This is a genomic window from Pseudoflavonifractor phocaeensis (assembly GCF_021531375.1).
GTDB lineage: Bacteria > Bacillota > Clostridia > Oscillospirales > Oscillospiraceae > Lawsonibacter > Lawsonibacter phocaeensis_B.
In genome coordinates, this window is sequence record NZ_JADYTU010000032.1 from 1 (window position 1) to 23,580 (window position 23,580).

Below are 23,580 nucleotides of genomic sequence, written 5' to 3' on the forward strand. Positions count from 1 at the left end.
ATCACCATGCCTTATGTGGCTGATGATGCGGTCGTGGAAGCGGCCGTCAAGGGCATGAAGGGCTGATCCCTCCCCCTTTCATCCTGCTAACTTCCGCCTCCCTATCATACAGAAAAGAGCCGTATGGGTTCCATACGGCTCTTTTCGCGCTTTTTTTGAGCTTTTATATAGAGAAAAGAACAAAGATTTGTGTTGCCGAATGTTCCGCGAACAGGTATAATACTAACGTCCAATTACAAATGGTATCATCTGACGATATGGGGTATCTTTCGGCGGAGGAATCCCACCGCGAAGAGGAGCGTTTACATGAGCAAGATCGTATGCAAACTGTTTGGCATCCCACAAATCACGAAGGACGGGCAGCCTGTGTTTCTGCCCTACGCGAAGATCAGCGCCCTGCTCTATTATATTCTGGTCACCAGGGTAGTCAGCCGGGATGAGGCGGCCGGACTGCTCTGGCCGGATGAGAGTGATGAGGCGGCCAGACGGAGTTTGAGAAACGCCATATACCAGGCAAAAAAGGCGCTGGGTGTGGACATCATTCTCTCCCCCAAGAAGTCTATCCTGATGCTTAACGAGACGCTGGACCTGACGGTGGACGTGGATCAGTTTTTGCAGGACCCACAGCAGAATTTGCATCTTTATACCGGCGAGTTTTTACAGGGCTTCTTTTTGAAGGACTCCGAGCCCTATGAATTTTGGCTGGTCAAGATGCGAAATTACTACAAAGAGAAGTTTTCCTCGGAGTGCTCCCTGAAAATCGAGGATGGCCTGCGCAGCCAGGACTACAAACAGGTGGAGGGACACATCCGCCACCTCATTGAGATCGACGAGTACGACGAGCGGAGCTTCCGCCTGCTCATGCGCTTCTACCAAGAGACGGGACGCAACGGCAAGGCCATCGAGACCTACTACGAGCTGGCCAAATTCCTGCGCCAAGAACTGGGGGTGTCTCCCGACCAGACCACCAAGGAGATCTACGAGCGATCCCTGGAGGAGATGCACGTGGAGACCGGCCAGTCCCGTTCCGACGACGACATTTTCTTTTTCGGGCGCTATGAGAAGCTCGCCGCACTGGAAAAGGCCCTAAAGGATTTTAAAGAGAAGCGTGAAGGTTGTAAATCGCTTATGATCGTGGGGGAGCCCGGTTCCGGTAAATCCACCATCAAGCGACGTGTCCTGGCTGGCAGCGCCAACGACTTTTTTATCCTGGAGACCCAGGGGCTCCCCTCGGAGCAGGACCTGCCCTTCCGCCCATGGCGTGCCATCGCCCGGTCAATGCTGGATCTGATCCGGCAAAACGATCTGATCCAGCCCGCCCTGTGGCAGGAGCTGATGAGCCGTGTCTTCCCGGACTTCCAGGAGAGCCTCCCCACAGCCGAGTTCCTCGCCCCCCGTCGGTCCGTCTCCCTGGCGGCCATCGTCCATATCCTGGTGGAAGCTCTTCGTACCCTGGCCTCCCGCCGGCAGGTCCTGCTCGTATTTGAAGACCTGCAGTGGCTGGACGCGGACAGTCTGCGCCTTCTGACCTCCGTTTTGCTGGAGACTCCGCCCGACCAGGTGATGCTGGTAGCCACCTGCAGTCAGGAGCACAACCGGGCGCTGGACGACACCGTGGCCGCCCTGAACCACAGCGGCCGGCTGTTTCCCGTGGAGCTGGAGCGCTTCACCATTGAGACCTGTCACCGACTGATGGAAAAGGCTCTTCCGGAACGGGACCTCAACGGTGAGCTTTTGGAGCGCGTCTACAACGAGACGGAGGGCACTCCCTTCTTCCTGGTTGAATACATCGGGATGCTGAAAAACGGCGAGGCATTGGACCCCTTCCCCCCCGCTATCCGGGAGTTTCTTCGCACCCGCCTGATCAATCTTTCCCAGGAAGCCCTGGAACTGGCCGGGACCATCTCCTTCTTCTACGACGGGGTATCGCTGGATTTCCTTGCCCGCGTGGTTGGGAAGGCGACGGCGGATCTCATCTTTCCGCTGGGGGCCTTGACGGACCGGCGGATCATCACAGAGCGCGGCGGAGGTCCGGTCCTCCTTTCGTTTTCCCATTCAAAGCTGCGGGAGTATTTGTATCAGACCCAGACGGATTCCCGCAAACAGGTGATTCACCGGAAGATCGCTCTTTTGTTGGAGCGGGACCTGGACAGTGGAGAGCGCAGCGGCAAGCAATACGCCCAGCTCACCTATCATTTCTCGGCGGCCGGTGATCATCTCAAGGCACTCAAGTACAGAATCGCCAGTCTCAACTATCACCTGGATTTCAGCCATGAGATCTTTCCCATGGCTACCGGAGAAGAGGTTGAATCAGACCCGGTGCTCTACATCTCCCGTGATAAGATCAAGACGCTGTTCCGCAATCTCGAGTCCGATATCCACTCCTTCCGCTCCACGGCGCAGCAGTCCGAGGAGCTGGAGCTGCTGGAGATGGAATTTTTCTACATGAAGGGGCGCTACTCCATTCTGGAGGGAGATTACGAGAGCGGAGTCAACGACATTTCCTATGTGATCCAGACCTCCCAGCAGGTACACCGGACCGACTACACCTTTGAGGGATACCGGCAGCTGATCTACTACTACATCCAGATCAGTGACCCCAAAGGGATGGCCAAATATATCGAGCCGGCCCTGGATCTGGCAGTGCAGTGCAACAACCACAAGGAGATCGGGGTGCTGCTGCGCCTGAAGGGCCTGTATAACATGATGACGGGCAACTACTGTCTGGCGGAAAAGCTGCTCACCGAGTCCATCAACACCCTGGCCATCACCGAGCGGGCGGCTAAGCACTACGCCGTCAACATCGCGGCGGGCTATGACTACATCGGAGAGATCCGGCAGGCCCAGGAGGACTATACCGGCGCTCTGGAGCTGTTTGACAAGGCCATTTCCCTGTGCCCCGGAAACGCTCTGTCCAGCTTGTCCGTCTTTTACATCAACGCAGGGAAATCCTTCTATTTTCTCAAAGATTACGCCGCGGCGAAGAGCTATTTTGAACGGGCCTACAATTTGTATGGCCAGTTCGACTCCTTCTGGCTGCGCCCCACACTGGACGCCTATATGGCACTGACCCTGCTGAAGGAGAGAAAACTGGACAAGGCCCTTGAGCGATTGAACGCGGCGCGGCAGAATATGTGGCGCATCAACTACCCCAGCGATCTGGGCACAGTGCACTTCGCCGAAGCGCTGATCCGCAACCTGGCGGACCGGGACGAACAGGTGCGCGCGGTGTTCCAGACGGTCCTCCCGGAATCCGCCGATCACTATTATCAGCAGGCTTTGAAACATCTGAGTCAGCACCTGGACCGGTACGAGATCAACTACTTGAACAAGGAATTGGATCGTACAGAATCATGCTGATGGGCAGTCTCCCATCCACCCCCATCCCATCAGGCTGCAAAGAGGAGCTTTATTCTCCTCCCCCGGAGGCGAGCATTCGGGAAACGCCTTGCGACGGGGTAATACCGCCGTTCCAAACAAAAACCACCTTCACAGCTTCCGTGAAGGTGGTTTTTACTAGTTTCCCTCGGTCCAGTCGGCTGACCGACGAAGGGGACAATTCCGGAAAATCTGGTCCACCGCGCTCTCGTAGGCGGCGGAGTCCGCCGCCTTGCGGATTTGCTTCAAGGGCCGTTCCGCCCCCTCAAAGAGCCGGCTCAGATAGCTCCACAGCTCCTTCATATGAAAGACGGTATTGCGCTGGCTGCCGAAGGCCTCCAGATAGGCGTGGTACAGCTGGTCATGGAAGCCCCGCAGGCTCTCCCGGTCGGCTCCCGGCCCTCCCTTGGCCTTTCGGACCAGGGCCGGGTCGGCCAGCAGGCCCTGCCCTATCATCACCCGGTCCACCTGGGGGAAGCGCGCCCGGAACCGGGCACAGCCCTCCTCCGTCACCAGCCCGCCGTTGTAGCACACCGGACCGGGATACCGCTCCAGCGCCTCCTCAAAGGCCTCCATCCGCACCGGCTCCCGGTAGAAATCCCTGCGGACCCGGGGATGGATAATGAGCAGAGAGACGGGGTACTGCCCAAAAATCTCCAGCAGGCGGGGAAACTCCTCCTGAGACTCCATGCCCAGCCGGGTCTTTAAGGAGATCTTCCCCTCCGCCCGGGAAAAGATCTCCTCCAGAAAACGGTCCAGTCCCTCGGGGTCGGCCAGCATCCCGGCCCCCTTCCCCTTGGCGGTGACGGTGCCCGAGGGGCAGCCCAGGTTCAGGTCGATCTCCTCATACCCCATGGCGTACAGCTCCCGGGCCGCCCAGCAGAAGTCCTCCGCGTTCTTAGTCAGCAGCTGGGGTACCGCCGTAAAGCCCCGGTTGTGCTCCGGCAGGACGTTCCGCAGCTCCCGGGGGGTAAACACATGGTCCTGGGTAGGAGTCAGGAAGGGCATATAGTACTTGTCCACCCCGGGGAACCAGCGGTGATGGGCGGCGCGGTAGATGGCGCCGGTGACCCCCTCCATGGGGGCAAAATAGTACTCCACAGACTTCGGTCCTTTCCTTTGGTTCAATGCCGGGACAGCAGGCGGCGCAGCCAGGGGACCAGGGCGGGTCCCACCTGGCCCAGCGCCCGGTCATAAAAGAAGAACACCGGGCTGGCAAGAACCAGCAGGAGAAGGGCCTCCCGCCAGCTTCCCAGCCCCAGGCCGTCCATCCCCAGCAGCCAGATCAGTCCGCTATAAATTAGCAGGACGGCGCCCAGGAAGATGGCGCTCTTGGCCGCCCGGCGCCCCCACCGGGGCATACGCTCCAGCTGGGGTCTCACCGCGGGATACCAGCCAAACAGCCCCGCGAACAGGGCGGCCATCTCCAGCTCCGGGACCAAAAGCAGGCCCAGCAAGGCTACCGCCGCCCACAGAGTCAGGGCGTCTCTGGCTCCGAATTCCTCTCGGACCACTCCTACCACAAGTCCCGCCAGCATGGGGCACACATAGGTCATGACCCCCAGGGCGCTGCCCAGCACCATCAGCACCACGCACAGGGCGGCGCCCACCCCGCACACCGCCATACGGCGGGACGCATCCTTCATCGGTTCACTCCGCCCGGGCCCGGCAGGCGTCCACATAGGCGCTGGCAGCCAGGCCGGCTACCGCCCCGTCGCCCACGGCTGTTGTGAGCTGGCGTACCTTCTTGGCCCGGCAGTCGCCGGCGGCGAAGATGCCGGGCAGGCTGGTGCCGCAGTCCTCCCCTGCCAGGAAATAGCCCCGGTCGTCGGTCATCACCAGATTGGCGAACACCTCGTTTCTGGGCTCCTGGCCCACAGCGATAAACAGGCCGTCCACCGCCAGTTCTTTCCGCTGGGCCGTCTTCAGGTCGGTCACCCGCAGGCCAGTGAGGCCCTCCTCGCCGCAGATCAGCTCCTCCACCTGGTGGCTGAGCAAAAATTCCACATTTTTCCGCTCCCGGAGCTGGCTGACCATACGGCTCTCGCCCCGGAACAGGTCCCGGCGGTGGATCACCGTCACCTTAGAGCACCGGGCAGACAGGAACAGCGCCTCCTGAAGGGCGGTGTCCCCGCCTCCCACCACGGCCACGGGCCGGTTCTGATAAAAGGCTCCGTCGCAGACGGCGCAGTAGGACACGCCGGCTCCCACCAGCTGGTCCTCGCCCTCCAGCCCCAGTTTCCGGTGGCTGACGCCGGTGGCCAGCACCAGGGCCAAGGCGGTATACCGGCCCTTGCCGGTGGTCAGCTCCACCCGCTCCCCCTGGGTACGCATAAAGGTCACCGACTCGGCGCGGATATGTACCCCCTGATCCTCCGCCTGGCGGGTCAGTGTCTGGGCAAACTGGGCCCCGCTCATTCCGGGCAGACCGGGGTAGTTGTCCACCAGGGGGGAGTAGTTGATCTGGCCGCCGGTGGTCTCCCCCTCCAGCACCAGCACGTCCTTGCCCGCCCGGGCGGCGTACAAAGCGGCGGTCAGACCGGCGGGCCCTCCGCCCACCACGATGACGTCATACATAAAAACACCTCTTCCGTCCGGTTTTCTCCTGTAGATGATGGAAAAACGGCCCCGGTTCTCCGGGGCCGTTTTTATTGTACTTCGATTTACGCTCCTTGGCAAGAGCCAGCTTTCTGAAGGGTTAGCCCGCTTCCGCCGGGCGGTTATCCTCGATGAATTTCCGGACGTTCCCCAGACCCACAACCTTCACGGGGGCCTGTCCATCATCCGCCACCAGGGTAGGGGCCTGACGGACGCCGTAGCGGACGGCCAGGTCGGGTTCCTCCTCGGCCAGCACCTTCCGGAAGGGGATCCCCGCTTCCTCCAGCAGCCGTTCCGCCTGGGCGCAGTTGGGGCAGGTGCGGGTGGCGAAGAGCAGCAGCTCTCCGGCCGGGGGCTTCTGCTCCACATGGCCCTCCACCGTCACCGGGGACCCGGCGGCCCCCGCCCGGCGCAGGGTGGAGCGGCTGATGTCGTACACCTTCCGGTCCCGGAACTCCTGGGTCTTGCCGTCGTTCCAGTTCTTCACCGGGCGGTAGTAGCCGGTGATCCGGCTGTACACCTCGGCCTCCTTGCCGCAGTAGGGGCAGGTGTGCTGCTCGCCTACCAGGTAGCCGTGGTTGGCGCACACCGAGTAAGTGGGGGACATGGTGTAGTAGGGCAGCTTGTAGTTCTCCGCGATCTTCCGCACCAGGGCTGCCGCCGCCTTCCAGTCAGGCAGCTTCTCCCCCAGGAAGGCGTGGAACACGGTGCCTGAGGTGTAAAGGGTCTGGAGCTCGTCCTGGACGTCCAGAGCGGAGAAAATGTCCTCGGTATACCCCACGGGCAGGTGGGAGGAGTTGGTATAATAAGGCGTACCGTTTTCGTTGGCGGTGATAATGTCGGGGAACTGCTCCTTGTCGTGCTTGGCAAAGCGGTAGGTGGTGGACTCGGCAGGGGTGGCCTCCAGGTTGTACAGGTCGCCGTACTCCTCCTGATAGTCGGACAGGCGCTCCCGCATGTGGTTGAGGACGTCCTTGGCAAAGGCCTGGGTCTCCTGGTGGGTCAGGTCGGCCCGGAGCCATTTGGCGTTGAGGCCCACCTCGTTCATGCCGATGAGGCCGATGGTGGAGAAATGGTTTGCGAAGGTACCCAGATACCGGCGGGTATAGGGATACAGCCCCTCCTCCATCAGCTTGGTGATAACGGTTCGCTTGGTCTTCAGGGACCGGGCGGCGATGTCCATCAGCTTATCCAGCCGCCGGTAGAAGTCGGCCTCGTCCTCCGCCAGATAGGCGATGCGGGGCAGGTTGATGGTGACCACGCCCACGCTGCCCGTGGACTCGCCGGAGCCGAAGAAGCCGCCCGACTTTTTCCGCAGCTCCCGCAGGTCCAGCCGCAGGCGGCAGCACATGGAGCGCACATCGGAGGGTTCCATGTCGGAGTTGATATAGTTGGAGAAGTAGGGCGTGCCGTACTTGGCTGTCATCTCAAAGAGGAGCTTGTTGTTCTCCGTCGCGGACCAGTCGAAGTCCCGGGTGATGGAGTAGGTGGGGATGGGGTACTGGAAGCCCCGGCCGTTGGCGTCGCCCTCGATCATGATCTCGATGAAGGCCTTGTTCACCATGTCCATCTCTTGCTTGCAGTCTCCGTAAGTGAAGTCCATCTCCCGGCCGCCCACGATGGCGGGCAGCGCCTCCAGGTCCTTGGGCACCGTCCAGTCCAGGGTAATGTTGGAGAAGGGGGCCTGGGTGCCCCAGCGGCTGGGGGTGTTGACCCCGTAGACGAAGGACTGGATGCACTGCTTGACCTCCTTCTGGGTCAGGTGGTCCGCCTTGACGAAGGGGGCCAGGTAGGTGTCGAAGGAGGAGAAGGCCTGGGCCCCCGCCCACTCGTTCTGCATGATGCCCAGGAAGTTGACCATCTGGTTGCACAGGGTGGACAAGTGGCTGGCGGGAGCGGAGGTGATCTTGCCGGGGATGCCGCCCAGCCCCTCCTGGATCAGCTGCTTCAGGGACCAGCCGGCGCAGTAGCCGGTGAGCATGGACAGGTCGTGGATGTGGATCTCGGCGTTCCGGTGGGCGTTGGCCACCTCCTGGTCATAGATCTCGCTGAGCCAGTAGTTGGCGGTGATGGCCCCGGAGTTGGACAGGATCAGACCGCCCACGGAGTAGGTGACGGTGGAGTTCTCCTTCACCCGCCAATCGTTGATCTGAAGGTAGTCGTCCACCAGATCCCGGTAGTTGAGCAGCGTGGAGTTGACATTGCGTACCTTCTCCCGCTGCTTGCGGTACAGGATATAGGCCTTGGCCACGTCGGCATAGCCCGCCTCGGACAGCACCTTTTCCGCGCTGTCCTGGATATCCTCCACGGCGATAAAGCCGTCCCGGACCTTTGGCTCGAAATCGGCGGTCACCCGCAGGGCCAGCATGTCGATGATACTGGGGTGATACTGCTTGTCCAGGGCTTCAAACGCTTTTGTAATGGCTGCGCTGATCTTCTCGATCTCAAACCGGGCGGCGGTGCCGTCCCGTTTTGTCACCTGGTACATAAACGATCCCTCCACTTGATCTCCTTCTGTTTTCCAAAGCCGGATGTCCGGCGTCTTTATGCCCTTTTACTATATCATGCTCTTCCCGCTTCGTCAATATATAGTTTAATATAATTAGCATAAACACAATATATTGTTTCTCGCTGTGAAAAGAGCGGGACGGCCTCCCCGGCCGCCCCGCCCGCTTCTCTTCTGTTCTCCCTGGGAGTCGCTATACGCCCCGCAGCTCCGCCGCCGGGACATACTGCCGCACCAGCGCCAAAAAGCCCTCCAGCTCCGCCCGCCCCCAGGGGTGCAGCCCCGGCCGCAGCACCGTGTCCCGTTCCGCAAAGGACTGGAGAAAATACCGTTTGGCCCCCGCCAGCCAGACGCCCAGCTCCCGGAGGTCGTCTTCGCTGTGGAACTCCCGGACCACCGTGGTGCGGAACTCATAATCCGCCGCCCCCGACAGCAGGAAGGACACGCTGTCCCGAATGGGGGCCAGGTCCAGGTCCTCCACCCCCGCCGTCTCGGCGTAGCGGGTGGGGCCGTTCTTCACATCCATGGCCACATAGTCCGCCAGTCCCCGCTCCACCAGAGCCCGCAGCCGGTCCGGGTGGGTGCCGTTGGTGTCCACCTTGACCAGGAAGCCCAGTTCCTTGATCCGGGCCAGCAGGGCCGGCAGCTCCGGGCGGAGCAGGGGCTCCCCGCCGGTGACGCACACCCCGTCCAGCAGACCCCGGCGCTTGTTCAAAAAGGCCAGCAGGGCCTTGTCGTCTGTCTCAGGGGGCGGGAGGGGCCCAGCTACCAGTTCCCCGTTATGGCAGAAGGGACAGCGGAAGTCGCAGCCTCCCAGAAACACCGTACAGGCCACCTTGCCCGGGTAGTCCAGCAGCGTCAATTTTTGCAGCCCGTGAATGTCCATGGGGGTCCCTCCCTTGTGCCGGCCTGTCAACATCTTTTGCCTCATTGTAGCCCCGGCTCCCCCAGATGTCAACGCCCCGGCGCCCCCACGCCGCCGTTCACATTCCCTTGTATTTTCGCCGGGTGGCGATGCCGCCCCGGATGTGCCGCTCCGCCTTGTTCTCCTCCAGCACCCCCTTCACCTGGAGGTACAGCGTCCGGTTGAACAGGGGCAGGCGTTCCGACAGGTCCTTATGTACGGTGGATTTGCTGATCCCAAACTTTTTCGCGGCGGCACGGACCGTGGCCCGGTTCTCCAGGATGTAAAGAGCCAGGCGTTCCGCCCGCTCCTCCATATTTTCCTTCACAAAGACAACACTCCCTGCCTTTTGTTGGTCCATCCTATGCGAAATGGCGGGAGGATATGCGTTTTCCGCCCCCGACCAGCCCCCGCCGCAGGATGGCCGAACCGGAGGATTTTTCAAAAATTTTGTTGACATTCCGTCGTTTCGGTGTATAATGCATTTTATCCATTCAGCGTATTAGCTTATTAAATTGTCCGTTCCCCGTGTACAGATATTCTTTTTTCACTATTTTATTAGTGAATTAGTTCAATATTTTATCAAAGTTATTTTTTGTCTAATTTAAAAATTTGTTTTATTTTTTCGTCTTTTTACCAATTTATTGCAGGTTGTCTTTATCATTTTGTATGATTTTCTCATAATTCGCTTGTCTTTTCCCACCCTGCATGTTAAACTAATAAAGCAGAATAAGTTTTCGCTCTGATGTACCTGTCAGAAATACACATTATCCCCATCTGTTATCTTTTGTACTTCAGCTTCCGGATCAAGTCGGGTGCAGAAAGGAGAACGTAGGCGGGCGTCCACAGACGCCCCTACCTCTGATCCAGGAAGTTTAAGTGATGTCAGGCGCAGCTCCCGAACTGTCGATCAGCCACGACCTGATCACACCAGTACCTGGCCGTCCAAACAATACAGGAAAGGAGATTAAACAGAAATGACTCGCAAACCTATGAAAAAGCTGTTCGCCGCGCTGGTCATGACCGTTGCTCTGTTGGCAGCGGCTACCATCGGCGCATCAGCCTGCACCACCATTTATGTAGGCGGAAATCTCGTGGAGGAGGGGACCCCCTTCGTCGCCCGTACCGAGGACTATGGCTCCGACATGAACAAGATGTGGTTCATCAGCGAGGCCGGCGCCTTCCAGGAGGGGGATAAGTGGCTCGGCTGTCCCGAATACGGAGAGTTTGAGTGGACCTTCACTCACGACAGCTACCGCTTCACCTATTTCACCAATGATATTTACAACGGAGCATGCCCCGAATGCGGCCAGGAGGACCCGACCCACTGGTCCTACACCGAGTTCGGCACCAACGACCACGGCGTCTCTGTGTCCGCCACCGAGACCATTTCCGGCAACTCCGCGGTCAAGCAGGTCGACCCCAATGTCCGGACCAAGGTAGACGGCATTGTGGGCATCGAGGAGACCGATATCCCCACCATCATTCTCGCCGAGGCCGCCTCTGCCAGAGAGGGCATCGAGCTGCTGGCGGAGATCTATGACACCCACGGCGCTTTCTTCGATTCCGGTATCTTCGTCTGCGACAAGGACGAGGTCTGGTACATCGAGAACTGCTCCGGCACCCAGTATGTGGCCGTCAAGCTCAACAACGACATGATCTTCCTGGAGCCCAACATCGCTGTCATCGGCGAGATCGACCTGGACGACGAGAACGTCATCGCCTCTGAGCGGCTGATCGAGGTCGCCCAGGAGGCCGGTACCTTTGTGGGCGACGCCGACGAGCACATCATCGACTACCGCGCCTCCTACGCCAATCTGGGTACCGAGTCCAGCCCCCGCGTGGGCACGCCCCGTATGGCCGACGGTCTGAAGTTCCTCAATGCGGACTACGACTATACCGCCGCTGACCTGTATGCGGACAATACCAAGTTCACCATCTCCAACCTCAAGGACGGCGAGATCGTCCCCATGTACACCAATATCGAGGCCGACCGTCAGCTGACCAAGGACGACGTGTTCAACTTCTATAAGCTCAGCAGCGTCGGCAAGCCCAGCAACCAGGAGATCGAGATCTTCCAGCTGTTCCAGGATCCCGAGCTGGAGACGGAGTACTCCACCGTGGGCTGGGTCGGCGTCGGCAACATGTCCAACAACGTGTTTGTCCCCTACTATCCCATGCTCATTGACGACATGTATGAGGCCTATCAGGTGAGCACCCCCGTGGTCACCCAGACCGCCGAGAAGCCTGACAGCTTCTGCACCTGGAACGCCAGAAGCGGCAAGTATGTGGTGTATCCCGAAAACTGGCAGGATTCCTACTACTTCTGCTTTGAGGGTCTGGGCGGCTACATCCTGTACGCCGAGCAGATCGACGGCGCTCCTCTCAGCGATTCCACCAAGCAGTATGTGCTGGACCGGCTGAGCGACCTGCAGCACGAGTTCTATGATGAGCTTGTCACTGTGGAGCAGCTGAAAGAGTCCGACGACGCCAGAGCCCTGGCTACCGAGAATGGCATGGCCATGGCCGAGAAGGCCCACAAGCTGGCCATCGAGCTGATCAACGAGATCAAGTGGGTCAACCCCTTCATCGACGTCAAGGGCGGCGACTGGTACTATGACGCCGTGGAATACACGGTGGAGAAGGGCCTGCTCAGCGGCATGAGCACCAACATCTTCGCTCCCGACGCCGAGCTGTCCCGTGCCATGGTGGTCCAGATCCTTTACAGCATGGAAGGCAAACCCGCCGTCACCGGCACCAGCCCCTTTGCCGATGTGGCTGAGGACGCCTGGTACGCCGATGCCGTGAAGTGGGCCGCCTCCCAGGACATCGTGGACGGCGTGGGCGACGGCCGCTTCGCTCCCGAGGCCCAGGTCACCCGCGAGCAGCTGGCTCTGATCCTCTTCGGCTACGCCGGCAGCCCCGACGCTCCCGCTCAGGATCTGACCGGCTTCGCCGACGCCGGCCAGGTCTCCGCCTGGTCCGCTGACGCCCTGCGCTGGGCCGTTGGCTCCAACATCATCTCCGGCAAGACCGGCAACGTCCTGAACGCCCAGGGCACCGCTACCCGCGCCGAGGTCGCCCAGATGATCATGAAGTTCGACAGCGCCCAGGCTTGATCCCACCCATAGAAAATTTCCTTCCTGTCAGCAGTCCCCCGGCTCAGCCGGGGGACTGCTTCCTTTCCTAATATTTCTAAATAATTGACAACAGGCAAATTCAATCGCTATAATAATGACTGCTGCACAAACTGTTTTCGGTTTACTCATGCGGCAATCGCCGGGCCGCGCCCGGCTTTGGAGTGATACATATGATCGGAATCGGTACTATTGTCAACGTGCTGGCCATCATCGTGGGCGGCTGCATCGGCCTACTGTTTCGGGGCGGTCTGAAGGAACACTATCAGGAGGCCGTTATCAAGGCTCTCGGTCTGTGCGCCATATTCATCGGGGCCTCCGGCGCCCTGCCCGGGCTGCTGCGGGTGGAGGACGGCCTGCTCACCGGCGCCCCCATCCGGGATACTCTGGGCATGATCCTGTCCATGGCCCTGGGCACTCTCATTGGAGAGTGGCTGGACTTTGACGGGAAAATGGAGCGGCTGGGCGCCTGGCTGAAGGAGAAGGCCGCACGGAGTGACGACAGCCAGTTCATTCAGGGCTTCGTCACCGCCTCCCTCACGGTGTGCATAGGGGCAATGGCCATCGTAGGCTCCATCCAGGACGGCCTGTCCCACGACCCCTCTACCCTGTTCACCAAGTCCATCCTGGACTTTCTCATCGTCATCATCTTCGCCTCCACCTACGGCAAAGGAGCCATCTTCTCCGCCCTGCCCGTGGGTGTGCTTCAGGGGGGCGTTACTCTGTGCGCCGGCCTGCTGGCCCCGGTGTTCAGCGCCGCCGTCATCGCCAACCTGTCCTTCCTGGGCTCCGTTCTCATCTTCTGCGTGGGGGTCAACCTGGCCTTCGGGAACAAATTCCGGGTAGCCAACATGCTGCCTTCCCTGGTGCTGGGAGCCCTCTACACCGCGCTGATCTGATACCCAACAGGCAGACTAAATATTTCTTACTGATCCGTTAAAGGGGTTGGCCGCACAGCAGTCGGCCCCTTTTATCATTGAAAGCCATCCCGTTCCGTGGTAAAATGTACTCAGAAATAAAGTCCGATATATTAAGGGGGAGTCATACCGATGAGAACCATTTCCGCCGCCGCCGTCACCGACACGGTAGCCCGGCTGTGCATCCAGGCCAACACCAAGCTGCCCGATGACATCGTGGCCGCTCTGGACCGGGACCGGAACAACGAGCCTTGGCCTTTGGCCAAAGAGACCTTGAACCTGTTGTGGGACAACATGGAGCTGGCCGAGCAAAAGAACCTGCCCGTCTGCCAGGACACGGGGATGGCCTGCGTCTTTGTGGAGCTGGGCCAGGAGGTCCACATCGAGGGCGATTTCGAAACCGCCGTCCATGAGGGAGTCCGCCGGGGTTACGGCGAGGGCTACCTCCGCAAGTCCATCGTGGGCGACCCCCTGCGCCGGGTGAACACCGGAGACAACACCCCCGCCGCCATCACGGTGCGTCTGGTCCCCGGGGACGGCTGCACCATCACCGTGGCTCCCAAAGGCTTCGGCTCGGAAAACATGAGCCGTCTGGGGATGCTGAAGCCCGCCGACGGGATCGAGGGCGTCAAGAACTTCGTTCTGGAGACGGTCCGTCTGGCCGGTCCCAACCCCTGTCCCCCCATTGTTCTGGGCATCGGCGTGGGCGGTTCCTTCGATAAGGTGGCCTACCTGGCCAAGCACGCCCTGCTCCGGCCCATCGACCAGCCCAACCCCGATCCCTTCTACGCCGATTTGGAGCGGGAGCTGCTGGAGGAGATCAACAAGCTGGGCATCGGCCCCCAGGGCTTCGGCGGCAGAACCACCTGTCTGGGCCTGTCCATCGAGGCGGCCCCCACCCACGTGGCCGGTCTGCCCGTGGCCGTCAACGTCAGCTGCCATGTGACCCGCCGGGCCACCGCCGAACTGTAAGGGAGGGTTTTCCATGCAATACAAACTAACCACCCCCGTGACCCGTGAGGACCTGGCCCCTCTCAAGGCCGGAGACACGGTGCTGCTGTCCGGCACGGTGTACACCGCCCGGGACGCCGCCCACAAGCGGATGATGGAGCGTCTGGACGCCGGGGAGCCCCTGCCCTTCCCTGTGGAGGGCTCCGCAGTCTACTATGTAGGCCCCACCCCGGAGCGGCCCGGCCAGGTCATTGGCTCCGCCGGCCCCACCACCAGCGGACGGATGGACGCCTATTCCCCCCGGCTGCTGGATCTGGGGCAGGCCATTATGATCGGCAAAGGGGCCCGGAACCAGGCCGTCAAGGAAGCCGTAGTCCGCAACGGAGCGGTCTATCTGGCTGCTCTGGGAGGCGCCGGGGCCCTGATGGCCGCCAGCGTGGAAGAGCTGGAAGTGATCTGCTGGGAGGATCTGGGCTGCGAGGCAGTGCGGAGACTGGAAGTAAAGGACTTCCCCCTCACCGTTATTCTGGACGCCCACGGCGGCGACCTGTACCAGTCCGGCCCCGCCGCCTACTTGGCCGCCCGCGAAGGCTGACCGGCCGCTCTCCTGCAATAGATCCCGACCGCGCGGCGGTCTTAAAAAATAGAATTCGGAAGGATGGAAAGGAGTTCCCGCTTATGTTTACCTGCGCCAGCTGTACCATCTGCGCCTGCGAGTCAGGCGAAAAGGAAAAAATGCCCAAGAATTGCCCCATGCACGACCAGGCCTACTTCGACCAGCTCCTGGACGAGTACTTCAAACCGGAAAACCACGACTTCTTTGTGACCAGCTCTTCCATTGAGGCTCTGGGCTATTGCCAGTGGCCCCGCCTGCGGGAGGTGGCGGAATTTGCCAAGCGGATGGGCTATACCCGCCTGGGTCTCGGCTTCTGCGGCGGCCTGCACAAGGAAGCGGCCATCGTGGACCGTATCCTGCGCAAGCAGGGCTTCGAGGTGGTCTCCGTCATCTGCAAGACGGGTTCCATTCCCAAAAAGGAGGCCGGAGTCACGGAGGACAGCCTCTCCACCCCCGGCCACAAGGTGGAGTGCACCCCCCTCCAGAAGCAACTCGTCAACGAGCCCATGTGCAATCCCATCGCTCAGGCCCAGCTTCTCAACCGCGCCAAGACCCAATTCAATATCTGCCTGGGCCTGTGTGTAGGCCACGACTCCCTGTTCTATAAGTACTGCGAGGCCCCGGTAACCACTCTGGTGGCCAAGGACCGGGTCACCGGCCACAACCCGGTGGCCGCCATCTACTGTGCCGACACTTACTTCTCCGACCGCAACACCATCCAGGAGGACTGATCCGCTCTGACCGCGCTTTCGCCCCGGCTGTGCCCGTCACAGCCGGGGTTGACTTTTGTCCTTTTGGGGAGTATAATCCATTTTGTCTCAAACGAGACAGTTTGGGGGGTGTTTGGATTGCAGCTCACGCAAGAAGACTTGGCGTTGCTGGGCCACTGTCCCTTTTTTCGTGGCTGCTCCCCCACCCTGATTGGCCAGGTCTCTGATGTGGAGGGGGCCGATTTGGTCGGCTTTTCCGCCGGCCAGGTGGTGTACAGCCCCCAGGACTTCCGCCGCTGTTTGGGAGTGCTTCTATCCGGACAGTTCCAGGTGACCAAGGGGACGCTGGCCGTCAGCACACTGGAGCCGGGGGAGCTTTTCGGCGCCGCGGCCCTGTACAGCGACACCCCAGAGTACGCCACTACCATTACCGCCAAACGCCCCAGCCGCTGTCTCCTGCTGGACCAATCTCTGGTGGACCGGCTGCTGGGTGAGGAACCCCTGATCCGGGAAAACTACCTGCGCTATCTGACCAGCCGCATCCGGTTCCTCTCCGGGCGGCTCCAGTCCCTGGCCCAGTCCGGTGCCGAAGGCAGGCTGGCCCGCTATCTGCTGGCAAACAACCGGGATGGCGTTCTCACCTGCTCGGCCACGGATCTGGCCCAACGGCTGGGCATCAGCCGCGCTTCCCTTTACCGGGCTTTTGAGGAGCTGGAACACGGCGGCCTCATTTTCCGTCAAGGGAAGACCATCACCATTCCCAACCTGCCCGCTTTGGAAGGGGTACTGTAAATTTTAGTTTACTGCTGGAGTGTTTAGAAAGGATTCCGCTCTGCGGAGCGGGTTTCTTTCTGAACGATCAGAAAGAAACCAAAGAATCGCCGGGGGCGGCCACGCGCAATTTCATTGCGCTATCCGCACCGCCCCCGGACCCCCGTTATAAGAGTTCTGCGGCCTTGCGTTGATCGTAGTCAGCAAAATATGAGAGCGCTCACACCGCTTTTTGCTTCGCAAAATGGAGAAAATTTTACGGGGTATAAGCAATGCAGCCGCCTCGGTGGCGGCAAAGACTGTCAGCAGTTACTTTTTGCCTACCTGGCCCGCCGGGGCCGCCCGAAGGTACTTCATTCTTGAAGTAGCCTGGTATAAACAGGAAGGCTGGCGGGTATGGGCGGAGCACCCCGCGATTGTTAACGAAGAGGCGCGATTTCATCCAGTAGAAGCAGGCACCAATTTAACTGGCGCAGAGCGGCAGCGGGCGGGGATGAGAGAGGTGTCCTGTCTTTTACCCGCGCCGAACAGTATCAAAATATCTGATTGATGGCTCCCCACGGGGACCGGGGCCGAAGCCCCGGAGATTTTTTGGGTACTTTTGTATCTCTACAAAAGTACCTCGCCCGGGGGCGAAACGTCCTTTCGTCCAAACTTCCGTCCCGCCCGCAGGCGAAATCCACTGATAAACTAAAATTTTCCGTTTTACACACTTTTGAAAGGATGATTCAAATGAAAAAGAAACTGTCCCTGCTCCTGGCCGCCGCCATGGTGGTCACCGCTCTGGCCGGCTGCGGCCCCAAGAACACCGGCTCCAGCTCCTCTGCCGGCAGCGCCTCCGGTTCTGTGTCCGGCAGCGTTTCCGGCTCCGCCAGCGCCTCCACTGACACCTCCCAGCCCGCCGGAGTCCCCGAGGTCAACTTCATGGTCCTCAGCGGTCCCACCGGGGTGGGCGCGGCCTACCTCATTGACAGCTACGGCGCCGACAGCGCCCCCGCCGACGCCCCCTTCACGCTGAACACCACCGTTGCCGTTGAGAACACTGAGGTGACCAACGCTCTGGTCAACGGCGACGCCGACATCGCCGCCATTGCCACCAACGTGGCCGCCAATCTGGCTGCCAAGACGGACGGTGGGATCCAGGTGCTGGCCGTCAATAACCTGGGCGTTCTCTACATTCTGGAAAAGGGTGACACTGTCCACTCCATGGCCGACCTGAAGGGTCAGACCCTGTACGCTCCCTCCACCGCCAAGGGCGCCAATCCCGAGTATATTCTCAACCACCTGCTGACCGAGAACGATGTGGACCCCTCTGAGGTGGACATCCAGTGGATGACCCCCCAGGAGATCACCGCCAAGATCGCCTCCTCCGACTCCGGCATCTGTATGCTGCCCGTTCCCGCCGCCACTGCCCTGTTGGTAAAGGACAGCGGCGTTCGGGAGGCCCTCTCCCTGTCTGACGAGTGGGACAAGCTGGACCAGGGCGCCCTGCCCATGGGCTGCGTGGCCGCCCGCACCGACTTTATCGAGGAAAATCCTGAGCTGGTGGACGCTTTCCTGGACCTCTACGGCGACTCCATCTCCTTCATGTCCGACGAGAATAACCGTCCTGACGCCGCCGCCCTGGCTACGAAATGCGGCATCACCGCCAACGACGCCATCGCCGCCAAGGCCATTCCTCAGTGCAACCTGACCCTCATCACCGGCATGGAGATGAAGGACATCCTGGAGCAGTACTATCAGGTACTCTTCCAGGCCGATCCCGCCTCCATCGGCGGCGCCATGCCCTACGACTCCTTCTACTATGGCGCGGAGTAAGCCCGCGAAACAACTCATGTCCCTGCTGCTGCCCCCGGCCTTCTGGCTGGGGGCTTGGCAGCTTTGCGCCTTTTGGGTGGACCGCCACGTCCAGGGCCGGGGCAACGAATTGCTTCTTCCCTACCCCGCCACCGTGCTGGCCGCCCTGGTCCGGCTGGGGGGCACCGCTCCCTTCTGGGGCATCGTGCTGGCCTCCCTGGGCCGCATCGTGGCTGGCATGGCCTTGGGCATCGTCCTGGGCGCCCTGTTGGCCGCCCTCACCTATTTATCCCCCTGGGCCCACCGGATCCTCGCCCCCGCCATCCGGGTGATCCGCGCCACACCGGTGGCCTCCTTTATCCTGCTGGTACTGCTGTGGACGGGCCGGGACCGGGTCCCCGTTATCATTGCCGCACTCATGGTCCTTCCGGTGGTGTGGGAAAATCTGTCCCGTGGGCTGCGGGAGACAGACCCCCAGTTGCTGGAGATGGGACGGCTCTACCGCTTTACCCGCTGGCAGATGGTCCGGCTCATCTATCTGCCCTCCCTGTGGCCCTACTTTCTCTCCGCCGTCACCACCGCCATGGGCCTGGCCTGGAAGTCCGGAGTGGCCGCCGAGGTGCTCTGCCTGCCCGGACGCGCCATCGGCGCCCAGGTTTACCACGCCAAGCTGTATCTGGAGATCCCCGACCTGTTCGCCTGGACCGCGGCGGTAGTGATTCTGTCCCTGCTGCTGGAAGGGCTGCTGCGCGCCCTGCTTCGTGCCGGGAAAGGAGGAAGCGCCCCATGACGGACATCCATCTGGACCACATCTCTTTCGAATACGGCCGCCGCGAGATCCTTTCGGACTTTACGCTGACGCTCCCCGGCGCCGGCGTTACCATCCTGCGCGGCCCCTCGGGCTGCGGCAAGACTACCCTGCTCCGGCTGCTGGCCGGGCTGGAACAGCCCCGGTCCGGCCAAATCACCGGCGTCTGTCCGCGTGAGACCGCATTTCTCTTCCAGGAGAACCGGCTGCTGCCTTGGCGTACCGCGGAACAGCATCTGACCGACGTGCTGCCCCGGGACCGCCGGGAGGAAGCGGAACGCTGGCTGGCTCTGACGGAGCTGACCGGGGAGGAGCACTCCTACCCCGCCGCTCTGTCCGGGGGCATGTGCCGGCGGTTGGCGCTGGCCCGGTGTCTGGCTCTGGGCGGCAGACTGTACCTGCTGGATGAGCCCTTTGCCGGGGTGGACCCCCAGCGCGCCTCCCGGATCATGACCGGGCTGCGGGCCCTGCCCGCCCCCGTCCTCCTGACCAGCCACGAGTATCATATCCTCTCCCTGGCTCACCGGGTCATCGACCTGGACGGCCCCCCTCTGCGGGTCGTATAACATAACGAAACCCATGAAATTCCGATCCAGTTCGGAATTTCATGGGTTTTTATTACGCTTTGTTATTCCAGGTCGTCCCAAATCCGGACCTCACCGGCCTCCAGAGAGTCGGACACCTTGATCAGCCGCTGGTTGGAGGAGCCCCGGAAGCGGAGGGACAGGTCCTTTTTCTCCAGAACGAAGGGGCCGTCCACCAGCACGTCCAGCAGGCCCAGCAGGGTCCGGCTGTGGACGCCCACCTTGCCCGCGGCCAGATCCTCAAAGAGGTAGCCGGAGTAGCACCAGATATCCTTCTCCGGGAACCGCTCCCGCACCCGGCGGACCAGCTCCAGCACCGCCCCCTGGTTCTGGGGCTCGAAGGGTTCCCCACCCAGGATGGACAGGCCGTGGATGTAGGGCTTGGACAGGTAGCCCAGGATCTCCTCCACCTGAGCTTCCCCAAAGGGCTTGCCATACCCGAAGTCCCAGGTCTCCGGATTAAAGCACTCCTTACAGTGGTGGGTACAGCCAGAGACAAAGACGGAGACCCGGATCCCGGGACCGTTGGCCACGTCGATAGGCCGGATGTCGGCGTAGTTCATAGTTACACCTGCTTTATTGTGTTAGTTGTGGATGCTTTTTTGCAAGCAAACGTATTAAAAAGGACTTTTACGAAAACTGGGTTTTGCGGCCAATCTTGGCCATATCCCCAGTGTAAAGCTTGGGGCCTCCATGTTGGAGGCCCCAGCATAACGTTCTTTGTCTTACTTTCTTCCAAGATAGTAAGGGGCATGGGGCAAAGCCCCATTGTGCATCTAAAACTCTATCGCGAACGGCAGCATGCTTTACCAAGTTTTAATTATTATAGCAAACCACTTGTAAAAACGCAATATGCTCATTAGATGAATAATGTTGCGCTCCTGAATTACTATTCCCATTTTGTAAGATGCGCAACTCCGAATGGACTTGGCATAATGACGCTCTCATTCGCCGAATCGGTAATGACACTGTACCCCATGGGTATAAACCTCAGGCCATCGACGGTTTTCCCCGTGCCGTTCGGGGCAACCCTCAGGTGACGATATCCTGCTTTTCACTTCAGAGGTGTTCCAGTCTTTCTCCTGACCGGAACCTGTATTTCTGACAGCCACTCACTTTCATCATCTTTATTCCAGACCCCGTCAATATAGCTTTCCCGGATCTCTCCGGCAATCTCATACCCGTTTTCTTCGATATACCTCAGCACTGTTTCGTAGGATTCCGAAAATGTACGGTAGGAACCCTTGTGAAAGACACAGGCCGCCTGGATTTCGGGAAGGGTTTTGAAACGCAGATCGCCGATTTCTTGTTTTGCCTCCATAACGGACTCGCAGATCTCAACCAGAATATCCCCGTCTTTGTATCCCGGTTCCAGATAGTTGGTAAAGCAATATTCCGGAAGGGCGCACACGCAGCCCGCTTTCTCCATCAGCGCCCCCATTTCCGGCATCCGGTCAAACAGGCCGTCGTAGGATTCCAGTCTGGTCCGCATGAAGGCCACGTTGGTTTCCGGAATGGTTTTGATCAGTACGGGGGCAGACAGGCAGGTTTTCTTTTTGGACAAATAACCGTCCACTATGGCGATTTGTCTGGTGAGATCAGAAATCTTTGCAAGCAGCTCTGACTTTTTCTTCAGCAGCACCGCTTCTTCATCAGCTCCGGAATTGATGCGGACAATTTCCTCCAACGTGAACCCCGCCATTTTCAAAGCAGTGATCTGGTGAATCACGGCCATCTGGGAAAGCGTGTAGTACCGATACCCGTTTTCCGAATGGATCAATGCCGGCATCAGCAGACCCTGTTCCTCATAGAAGCGCAGGGTCTTTACCGTCACATGATTCATCGCCGCGAACATACCGATCTTATAGAGTGTACCGCTGTCTTTTACTTCGCAGGGCTTATGTTCTTGCTTCATCTCCATAGCCTTACTCCCATCTGAATGTTTTGACGGCGACGGTGCCGCAAATGACCGTAATAGCGATCAGGGTGATTACCGGCAAGGTCAACTTATCATAACATCCCACGGAAACAGATTTCAACAGATCAATCCCGACGCCAAGAGGCATCAGTTTGGAAACAGCCCTGAGCCCTCCCGGAAACACCTCTGCCGGGATCGTGGCCCCGGAGAATAATAACATTGGGAAGTAGAGCAGGCTTGTCACCACATTCATGGATTTTGTGGTTCGGCACAAGCTGGCCACCATGAGGCCGATGGAGAACATGGAGATCATGGTCAGCAGCCACACTGCCATATACGCGAACACATTGCCCGGCATCCGGTATCCGAAAACCACCACCGCGGCGACGGTCAGGATCAGTGTTGAAAGAGCCGCAATCACACCGCTGCCAATGGTATCGCAGGCCAGCAGTCTGGCGGGGGAACAGGGACTACAGTACATCCGCCTCAATACCCCCTGGGACCGGCACTCGACGATGGTAATGGGGATACTCATAAACGCGCTGCAGCATATCCCCACGGTGGACAGTGACACATAAGCGCTTTGCAGATAGGTCAATCCGGAACCGGATGCAGCCTTACCTCCGGCGATCATCGTGATCAGAACGAATACTACCAGCGGCATCGCCAAACAAAACAGGATCACGTCCGGCGATCTGAAAAAGAGCTTCTGCTCCACCCGATACATGCTCAAAAACCGCTTCATAACAGTTCCTCCTCTCCCATAAAGAACAAATATGCCTCTTCCAGATCCTTCCGGCCCGATGCGGCGACCACTTCATCCACGGTGCCTTCCGCGATCTTTTTTCCCGACTTGATGATACACACCCGGTCGCAAAGGGCTTCCGCCTCCTCCATATAATGGGTAGTCAGAAAGATGGTAAGCCCCTGTTCCTTCAGCTGTTTTAAGGTCCGCCATACCTCACGCCTTGCCACCACATCCAGGCCAGTAGTCAGCTCGTCCAGAAAGACGATCTCCGGGTTGCCGATCAGCGCCAACACCACCGAAAGCTTCTGCCGTTCCCCGCCGGAGAGTTTGGAAACAAAGCTCTTTCGCAACGCGGCAAGCCCGAACCCGTCCAGCAGCTTCTGATAATCTGCCGGAGAGGCATACAAAGAGGCATACTCGATACACGCTTCTTCCACGGTGATGCTGGTCTGATACTGTGTATGCTGCAGCTGTACGCCCACCCGTTCAAACACCTGTTTTCTGTTTTTGGCGGCGTCCATTCCCAGAATCTTCGCAGTACCTCCGTCGGCTGTCTTCAAGCCCAGGATCAAATCGATGGTGGTGCTTTTACCTGCTCCGTTGTGCCCCAGCAGGGCGAAGACCTCGCTCGTTCTCACATCAAAGGACAAATCATCCACAACTCTGCGGTTCCCAAAGGATTTTGTCAGGTTTCTTACGCTGACAGATGGTTCATTCATAGTAAAAATCCTCCTTGCTTTTCTCTGCAAGGAGGATTCTATCATCTCCCCTAAAGGGGAGAGTCAAGTGTTTTTTCTACTGTTTTACAAAACCATAGGGCCTTGCATCTAATTTTTCCCGACAGCCCCGCTTTGAGCAAAGTATCCCACAAAGAAGCGGGAAATGTGCTTTCCTCTGTGCTGCCCCAATAGACGGTGATTCCGCCGCAGCCAATCACCATGTCACCATCGCAGGTAACATAAAAATGGGTGTCTTTTGCTTTTGCAGCAATCGGCTCCGGGGAGCGACTTTTGATATTTTCCTCGATAAACGCGGGCGAATAATCTTTTCCATTGCTGATTGCAAGCGTTGTGCAAATCACATCGGAAACCGCAAATTCATCACCTTTTCGAAATCTGCGAAGTGTGACTATCTCCAGATACGAACTCCATTTGCGTCATTTTTAGGACCTGTTGACAAAAGCAAAAATTCTGCCGAAACCCACAGGCTTTCAGGCAGAACATTGGAACTGGAGATA

General features: G+C 59.5%; 21 protein-coding genes. 10 read left to right on the forward strand and 11 right to left on the reverse strand.

Going from position 1 to position 23,580, the window contains the following annotated elements; all coding sequences use genetic code 11:
• Window positions 1-306: 306 nt before the first annotated feature.
• Entirely contained in the window at window positions 307-3,360 is a 3,054-nt protein-coding gene (locus tag I6E39_RS09475; protein ID WP_235381350.1) for an AAA family ATPase, read from the forward strand.
• Between the two features lie 156 nt (window positions 3,361-3,516).
• Here I6E39_RS09475 and I6E39_RS09480 read toward each other — a convergent pair whose 3' ends face one another.
• The 6 genes from I6E39_RS09480 to I6E39_RS09505 all read right to left on the reverse strand — a co-directional run bounded on the left by I6E39_RS09480 (window position 3,517) and on the right by I6E39_RS09505 (window position 9,714).
• Window positions 3,517-4,479, reverse strand: coding sequence for a tRNA dihydrouridine synthase (locus I6E39_RS09480; RefSeq protein WP_235381351.1), 963 nt, complete (start codon window positions 4,477-4,479; stop codon window positions 3,517-3,519).
• A gap of 23 nt (window positions 4,480-4,502) precedes the next feature.
• On the reverse strand, window positions 4,503-5,024 hold the full coding sequence (locus I6E39_RS09485) for a hypothetical protein (RefSeq protein ID WP_235381352.1): 522 nt from the start codon (window positions 5,022-5,024) through the stop codon (window positions 4,503-4,505).
• A gap of 4 nt (window positions 5,025-5,028) precedes the next feature.
• The gene (locus I6E39_RS09490) at window positions 5,029-5,955 is read right to left on the reverse strand and encodes an NAD(P)/FAD-dependent oxidoreductase (protein ID WP_235381353.1); all 927 of its coding nucleotides are present in this window, start codon (window positions 5,953-5,955) and stop codon (window positions 5,029-5,031) included.
• A 121-nt stretch (window positions 5,956-6,076) separates the two neighbouring features.
• Window positions 6,077-8,464 (reverse strand): ribonucleoside triphosphate reductase, encoded by a 2,388-nt coding sequence (locus tag I6E39_RS09495; protein ID WP_235381354.1) that lies wholly within the window; start codon window positions 8,462-8,464, stop codon window positions 6,077-6,079.
• Window positions 8,465-8,675: 211 nt separating this feature from the next.
• Window positions 8,676-9,368 (reverse strand): anaerobic ribonucleoside-triphosphate reductase activating protein, encoded by a 693-nt coding sequence (locus tag I6E39_RS09500; protein ID WP_235381355.1) that lies wholly within the window; start codon window positions 9,366-9,368, stop codon window positions 8,676-8,678.
• Window positions 9,369-9,465: 97 nt separating this feature from the next.
• Window positions 9,466-9,714, reverse strand: a complete 249-nt coding sequence (locus tag I6E39_RS09505) for a sporulation transcriptional regulator SpoIIID (RefSeq protein ID WP_235381356.1) — start codon at window positions 9,712-9,714, stop codon at window positions 9,466-9,468.
• A 649-nt stretch (window positions 9,715-10,363) separates the two neighbouring features.
• Here I6E39_RS09505 and I6E39_RS09510 point away from each other — a divergent pair.
• From I6E39_RS09510 to I6E39_RS09550, 9 genes are all read left to right on the forward strand, one after another.
• Window positions 10,364-12,505 carry a C69 family dipeptidase gene (locus tag I6E39_RS09510; protein ID WP_235381357.1) on the forward strand — a complete coding sequence of 714 codons (2,142 nt, stop codon included), beginning with the start codon at window positions 10,364-10,366 and terminating at the stop codon, window positions 12,503-12,505.
• 191 nt (window positions 12,506-12,696) lie between these two features.
• Window positions 12,697-13,422, forward strand: a complete 726-nt coding sequence (locus tag I6E39_RS09515) for a DUF554 domain-containing protein (RefSeq protein WP_235381358.1) — start codon at window positions 12,697-12,699, stop codon at window positions 13,420-13,422.
• 150 nt (window positions 13,423-13,572) lie between these two features.
• Window positions 13,573-14,412 (forward strand): fumarate hydratase, encoded by an 840-nt coding sequence (locus I6E39_RS09520; protein WP_235381359.1) that lies wholly within the window; start codon window positions 13,573-13,575, stop codon window positions 14,410-14,412.
• Between the two features lie 13 nt (window positions 14,413-14,425).
• Window positions 14,426-14,986: a Fe-S-containing hydro-lyase gene (locus I6E39_RS09525; RefSeq protein WP_235381360.1), complete on the forward strand. Its 561-nt coding sequence runs from the start codon at window positions 14,426-14,428 to the stop codon at window positions 14,984-14,986.
• An 83-nt stretch (window positions 14,987-15,069) separates the two neighbouring features.
• Window positions 15,070-15,738 (forward strand): DUF1847 domain-containing protein, encoded by a 669-nt coding sequence (locus tag I6E39_RS09530; RefSeq protein ID WP_235381361.1) that lies wholly within the window; start codon window positions 15,070-15,072, stop codon window positions 15,736-15,738.
• A gap of 117 nt (window positions 15,739-15,855) precedes the next feature.
• Window positions 15,856-16,509: a Crp/Fnr family transcriptional regulator gene (locus I6E39_RS09535; RefSeq protein ID WP_235381362.1), complete on the forward strand. Its 654-nt coding sequence runs from the start codon at window positions 15,856-15,858 to the stop codon at window positions 16,507-16,509.
• A gap of 711 nt (window positions 16,510-17,220) precedes the next feature.
• Window positions 17,221-18,306: an ABC transporter substrate-binding protein gene (locus tag I6E39_RS09540; protein WP_235381363.1), complete on the forward strand. Its 1,086-nt coding sequence runs from the start codon at window positions 17,221-17,223 to the stop codon at window positions 18,304-18,306.
• Complete coding sequence (locus tag I6E39_RS09545) at window positions 18,293-19,075, forward strand: ABC transporter permease (protein WP_235381364.1); 783 nt, start codon at window positions 18,293-18,295, stop codon at window positions 19,073-19,075. The genes I6E39_RS09540 and I6E39_RS09545 overlap by 14 nt, the downstream gene beginning before the upstream one ends.
• The gene (locus I6E39_RS09550; RefSeq protein ID WP_235381365.1) at window positions 19,072-19,659 is read left to right on the forward strand and encodes an ATP-binding cassette domain-containing protein; all 588 of its coding nucleotides are present in this window, start codon (window positions 19,072-19,074) and stop codon (window positions 19,657-19,659) included. Before I6E39_RS09545 ends, I6E39_RS09550 begins: the two co-directional genes overlap by 4 nt.
• Before the next feature lie 62 nt (window positions 19,660-19,721).
• On the opposite strand, the gene nrdG is transcribed toward I6E39_RS09550, so the two are convergent.
• The 5 genes from nrdG to I6E39_RS09575 all read right to left on the reverse strand — a co-directional run bounded on the left by nrdG (window position 19,722) and on the right by I6E39_RS09575 (window position 23,424).
• A complete protein-coding gene (gene nrdG, locus I6E39_RS09555) occupies window positions 19,722-20,240 on the reverse strand; it encodes an anaerobic ribonucleoside-triphosphate reductase activating protein (RefSeq protein ID WP_235381366.1) in 519 nt (172 codons plus the stop codon).
• A gap of 491 nt (window positions 20,241-20,731) precedes the next feature.
• Entirely contained in the window at window positions 20,732-21,598 is an 867-nt protein-coding gene (locus I6E39_RS09560) for a MerR family transcriptional regulator (protein WP_235381367.1), read from the reverse strand.
• A 4-nt stretch (window positions 21,599-21,602) separates the two neighbouring features.
• Window positions 21,603-22,340: an ABC transporter permease gene (locus tag I6E39_RS09565; protein WP_235381368.1), complete on the reverse strand. Its 738-nt coding sequence runs from the start codon at window positions 22,338-22,340 to the stop codon at window positions 21,603-21,605.
• Window positions 22,337-23,062 carry an ABC transporter ATP-binding protein gene (locus I6E39_RS09570; RefSeq protein WP_235381369.1) on the reverse strand — a complete coding sequence of 242 codons (726 nt, stop codon included), beginning with the start codon at window positions 23,060-23,062 and terminating at the stop codon, window positions 22,337-22,339. Before I6E39_RS09570 ends, I6E39_RS09565 begins: the two co-directional genes overlap by 4 nt.
• A 50-nt stretch (window positions 23,063-23,112) precedes the next feature.
• The gene (locus I6E39_RS09575; RefSeq protein WP_235381370.1) at window positions 23,113-23,424 is read right to left on the reverse strand and encodes a hypothetical protein; all 312 of its coding nucleotides are present in this window, start codon (window positions 23,422-23,424) and stop codon (window positions 23,113-23,115) included.
• Window positions 23,425-23,580: the final 156 nt, after the last annotated feature.

Bases quoted from the DNA above. Each gene is read 5' to 3' on its own strand.
- I6E39_RS09475 (WP_235381350.1), top strand. From the start codon at position 307: ATGAGCAAGATCGTATGCAAACTGTTTGGCATCCCACAAATCACGAAG.
- I6E39_RS09485 (WP_235381352.1), bottom strand. From the start codon at position 5,024: ATGAAGGATGCGTCCCGCCGTATGGCGGTGTGCGGGGTGGGCGCCGCC.
- I6E39_RS09490 (WP_235381353.1), bottom strand. From the start codon at position 5,955: ATGTATGACGTCATCGTGGTGGGCGGAGGGCCCGCCGGTCTGACCGCC.
- I6E39_RS09495 (WP_235381354.1), bottom strand. From the start codon at position 8,464: ATGTACCAGGTGACAAAACGGGACGGCACCGCCGCCCGGTTTGAGATC.
- I6E39_RS09500 (WP_235381355.1), bottom strand. From the start codon at position 9,368: ATGGACATTCACGGGCTGCAAAAATTGACGCTGCTGGACTACCCGGGC.
- I6E39_RS09510 (WP_235381357.1), top strand. From the start codon at position 10,364: ATGACTCGCAAACCTATGAAAAAGCTGTTCGCCGCGCTGGTCATGACC.
- I6E39_RS09515 (WP_235381358.1), top strand. From the start codon at position 12,697: ATGATCGGAATCGGTACTATTGTCAACGTGCTGGCCATCATCGTGGGC.
- I6E39_RS09520 (WP_235381359.1), top strand. From the start codon at position 13,573: ATGAGAACCATTTCCGCCGCCGCCGTCACCGACACGGTAGCCCGGCTG.
- I6E39_RS09525 (WP_235381360.1), top strand. From the start codon at position 14,426: ATGCAATACAAACTAACCACCCCCGTGACCCGTGAGGACCTGGCCCCT.
- I6E39_RS09530 (WP_235381361.1), top strand. From the start codon at position 15,070: ATGTTTACCTGCGCCAGCTGTACCATCTGCGCCTGCGAGTCAGGCGAA.
- I6E39_RS09540 (WP_235381363.1), top strand. From the start codon at position 17,221: ATGAAAAAGAAACTGTCCCTGCTCCTGGCCGCCGCCATGGTGGTCACC.
- I6E39_RS09545 (WP_235381364.1), top strand. From the start codon at position 18,293: ATGGCGCGGAGTAAGCCCGCGAAACAACTCATGTCCCTGCTGCTGCCC.
- I6E39_RS09550 (WP_235381365.1), top strand. From the start codon at position 19,072: ATGACGGACATCCATCTGGACCACATCTCTTTCGAATACGGCCGCCGC.
- nrdG (WP_235381366.1), bottom strand. From the start codon at position 20,240: ATGAACTACGCCGACATCCGGCCTATCGACGTGGCCAACGGTCCCGGG.
- I6E39_RS09560 (WP_235381367.1), bottom strand. From the start codon at position 21,598: ATGGAGATGAAGCAAGAACATAAGCCCTGCGAAGTAAAAGACAGCGGT.
- I6E39_RS09565 (WP_235381368.1), bottom strand. From the start codon at position 22,340: ATGAAGCGGTTTTTGAGCATGTATCGGGTGGAGCAGAAGCTCTTTTTC.
- I6E39_RS09570 (WP_235381369.1), bottom strand. From the start codon at position 23,062: ATGAATGAACCATCTGTCAGCGTAAGAAACCTGACAAAATCCTTTGGG.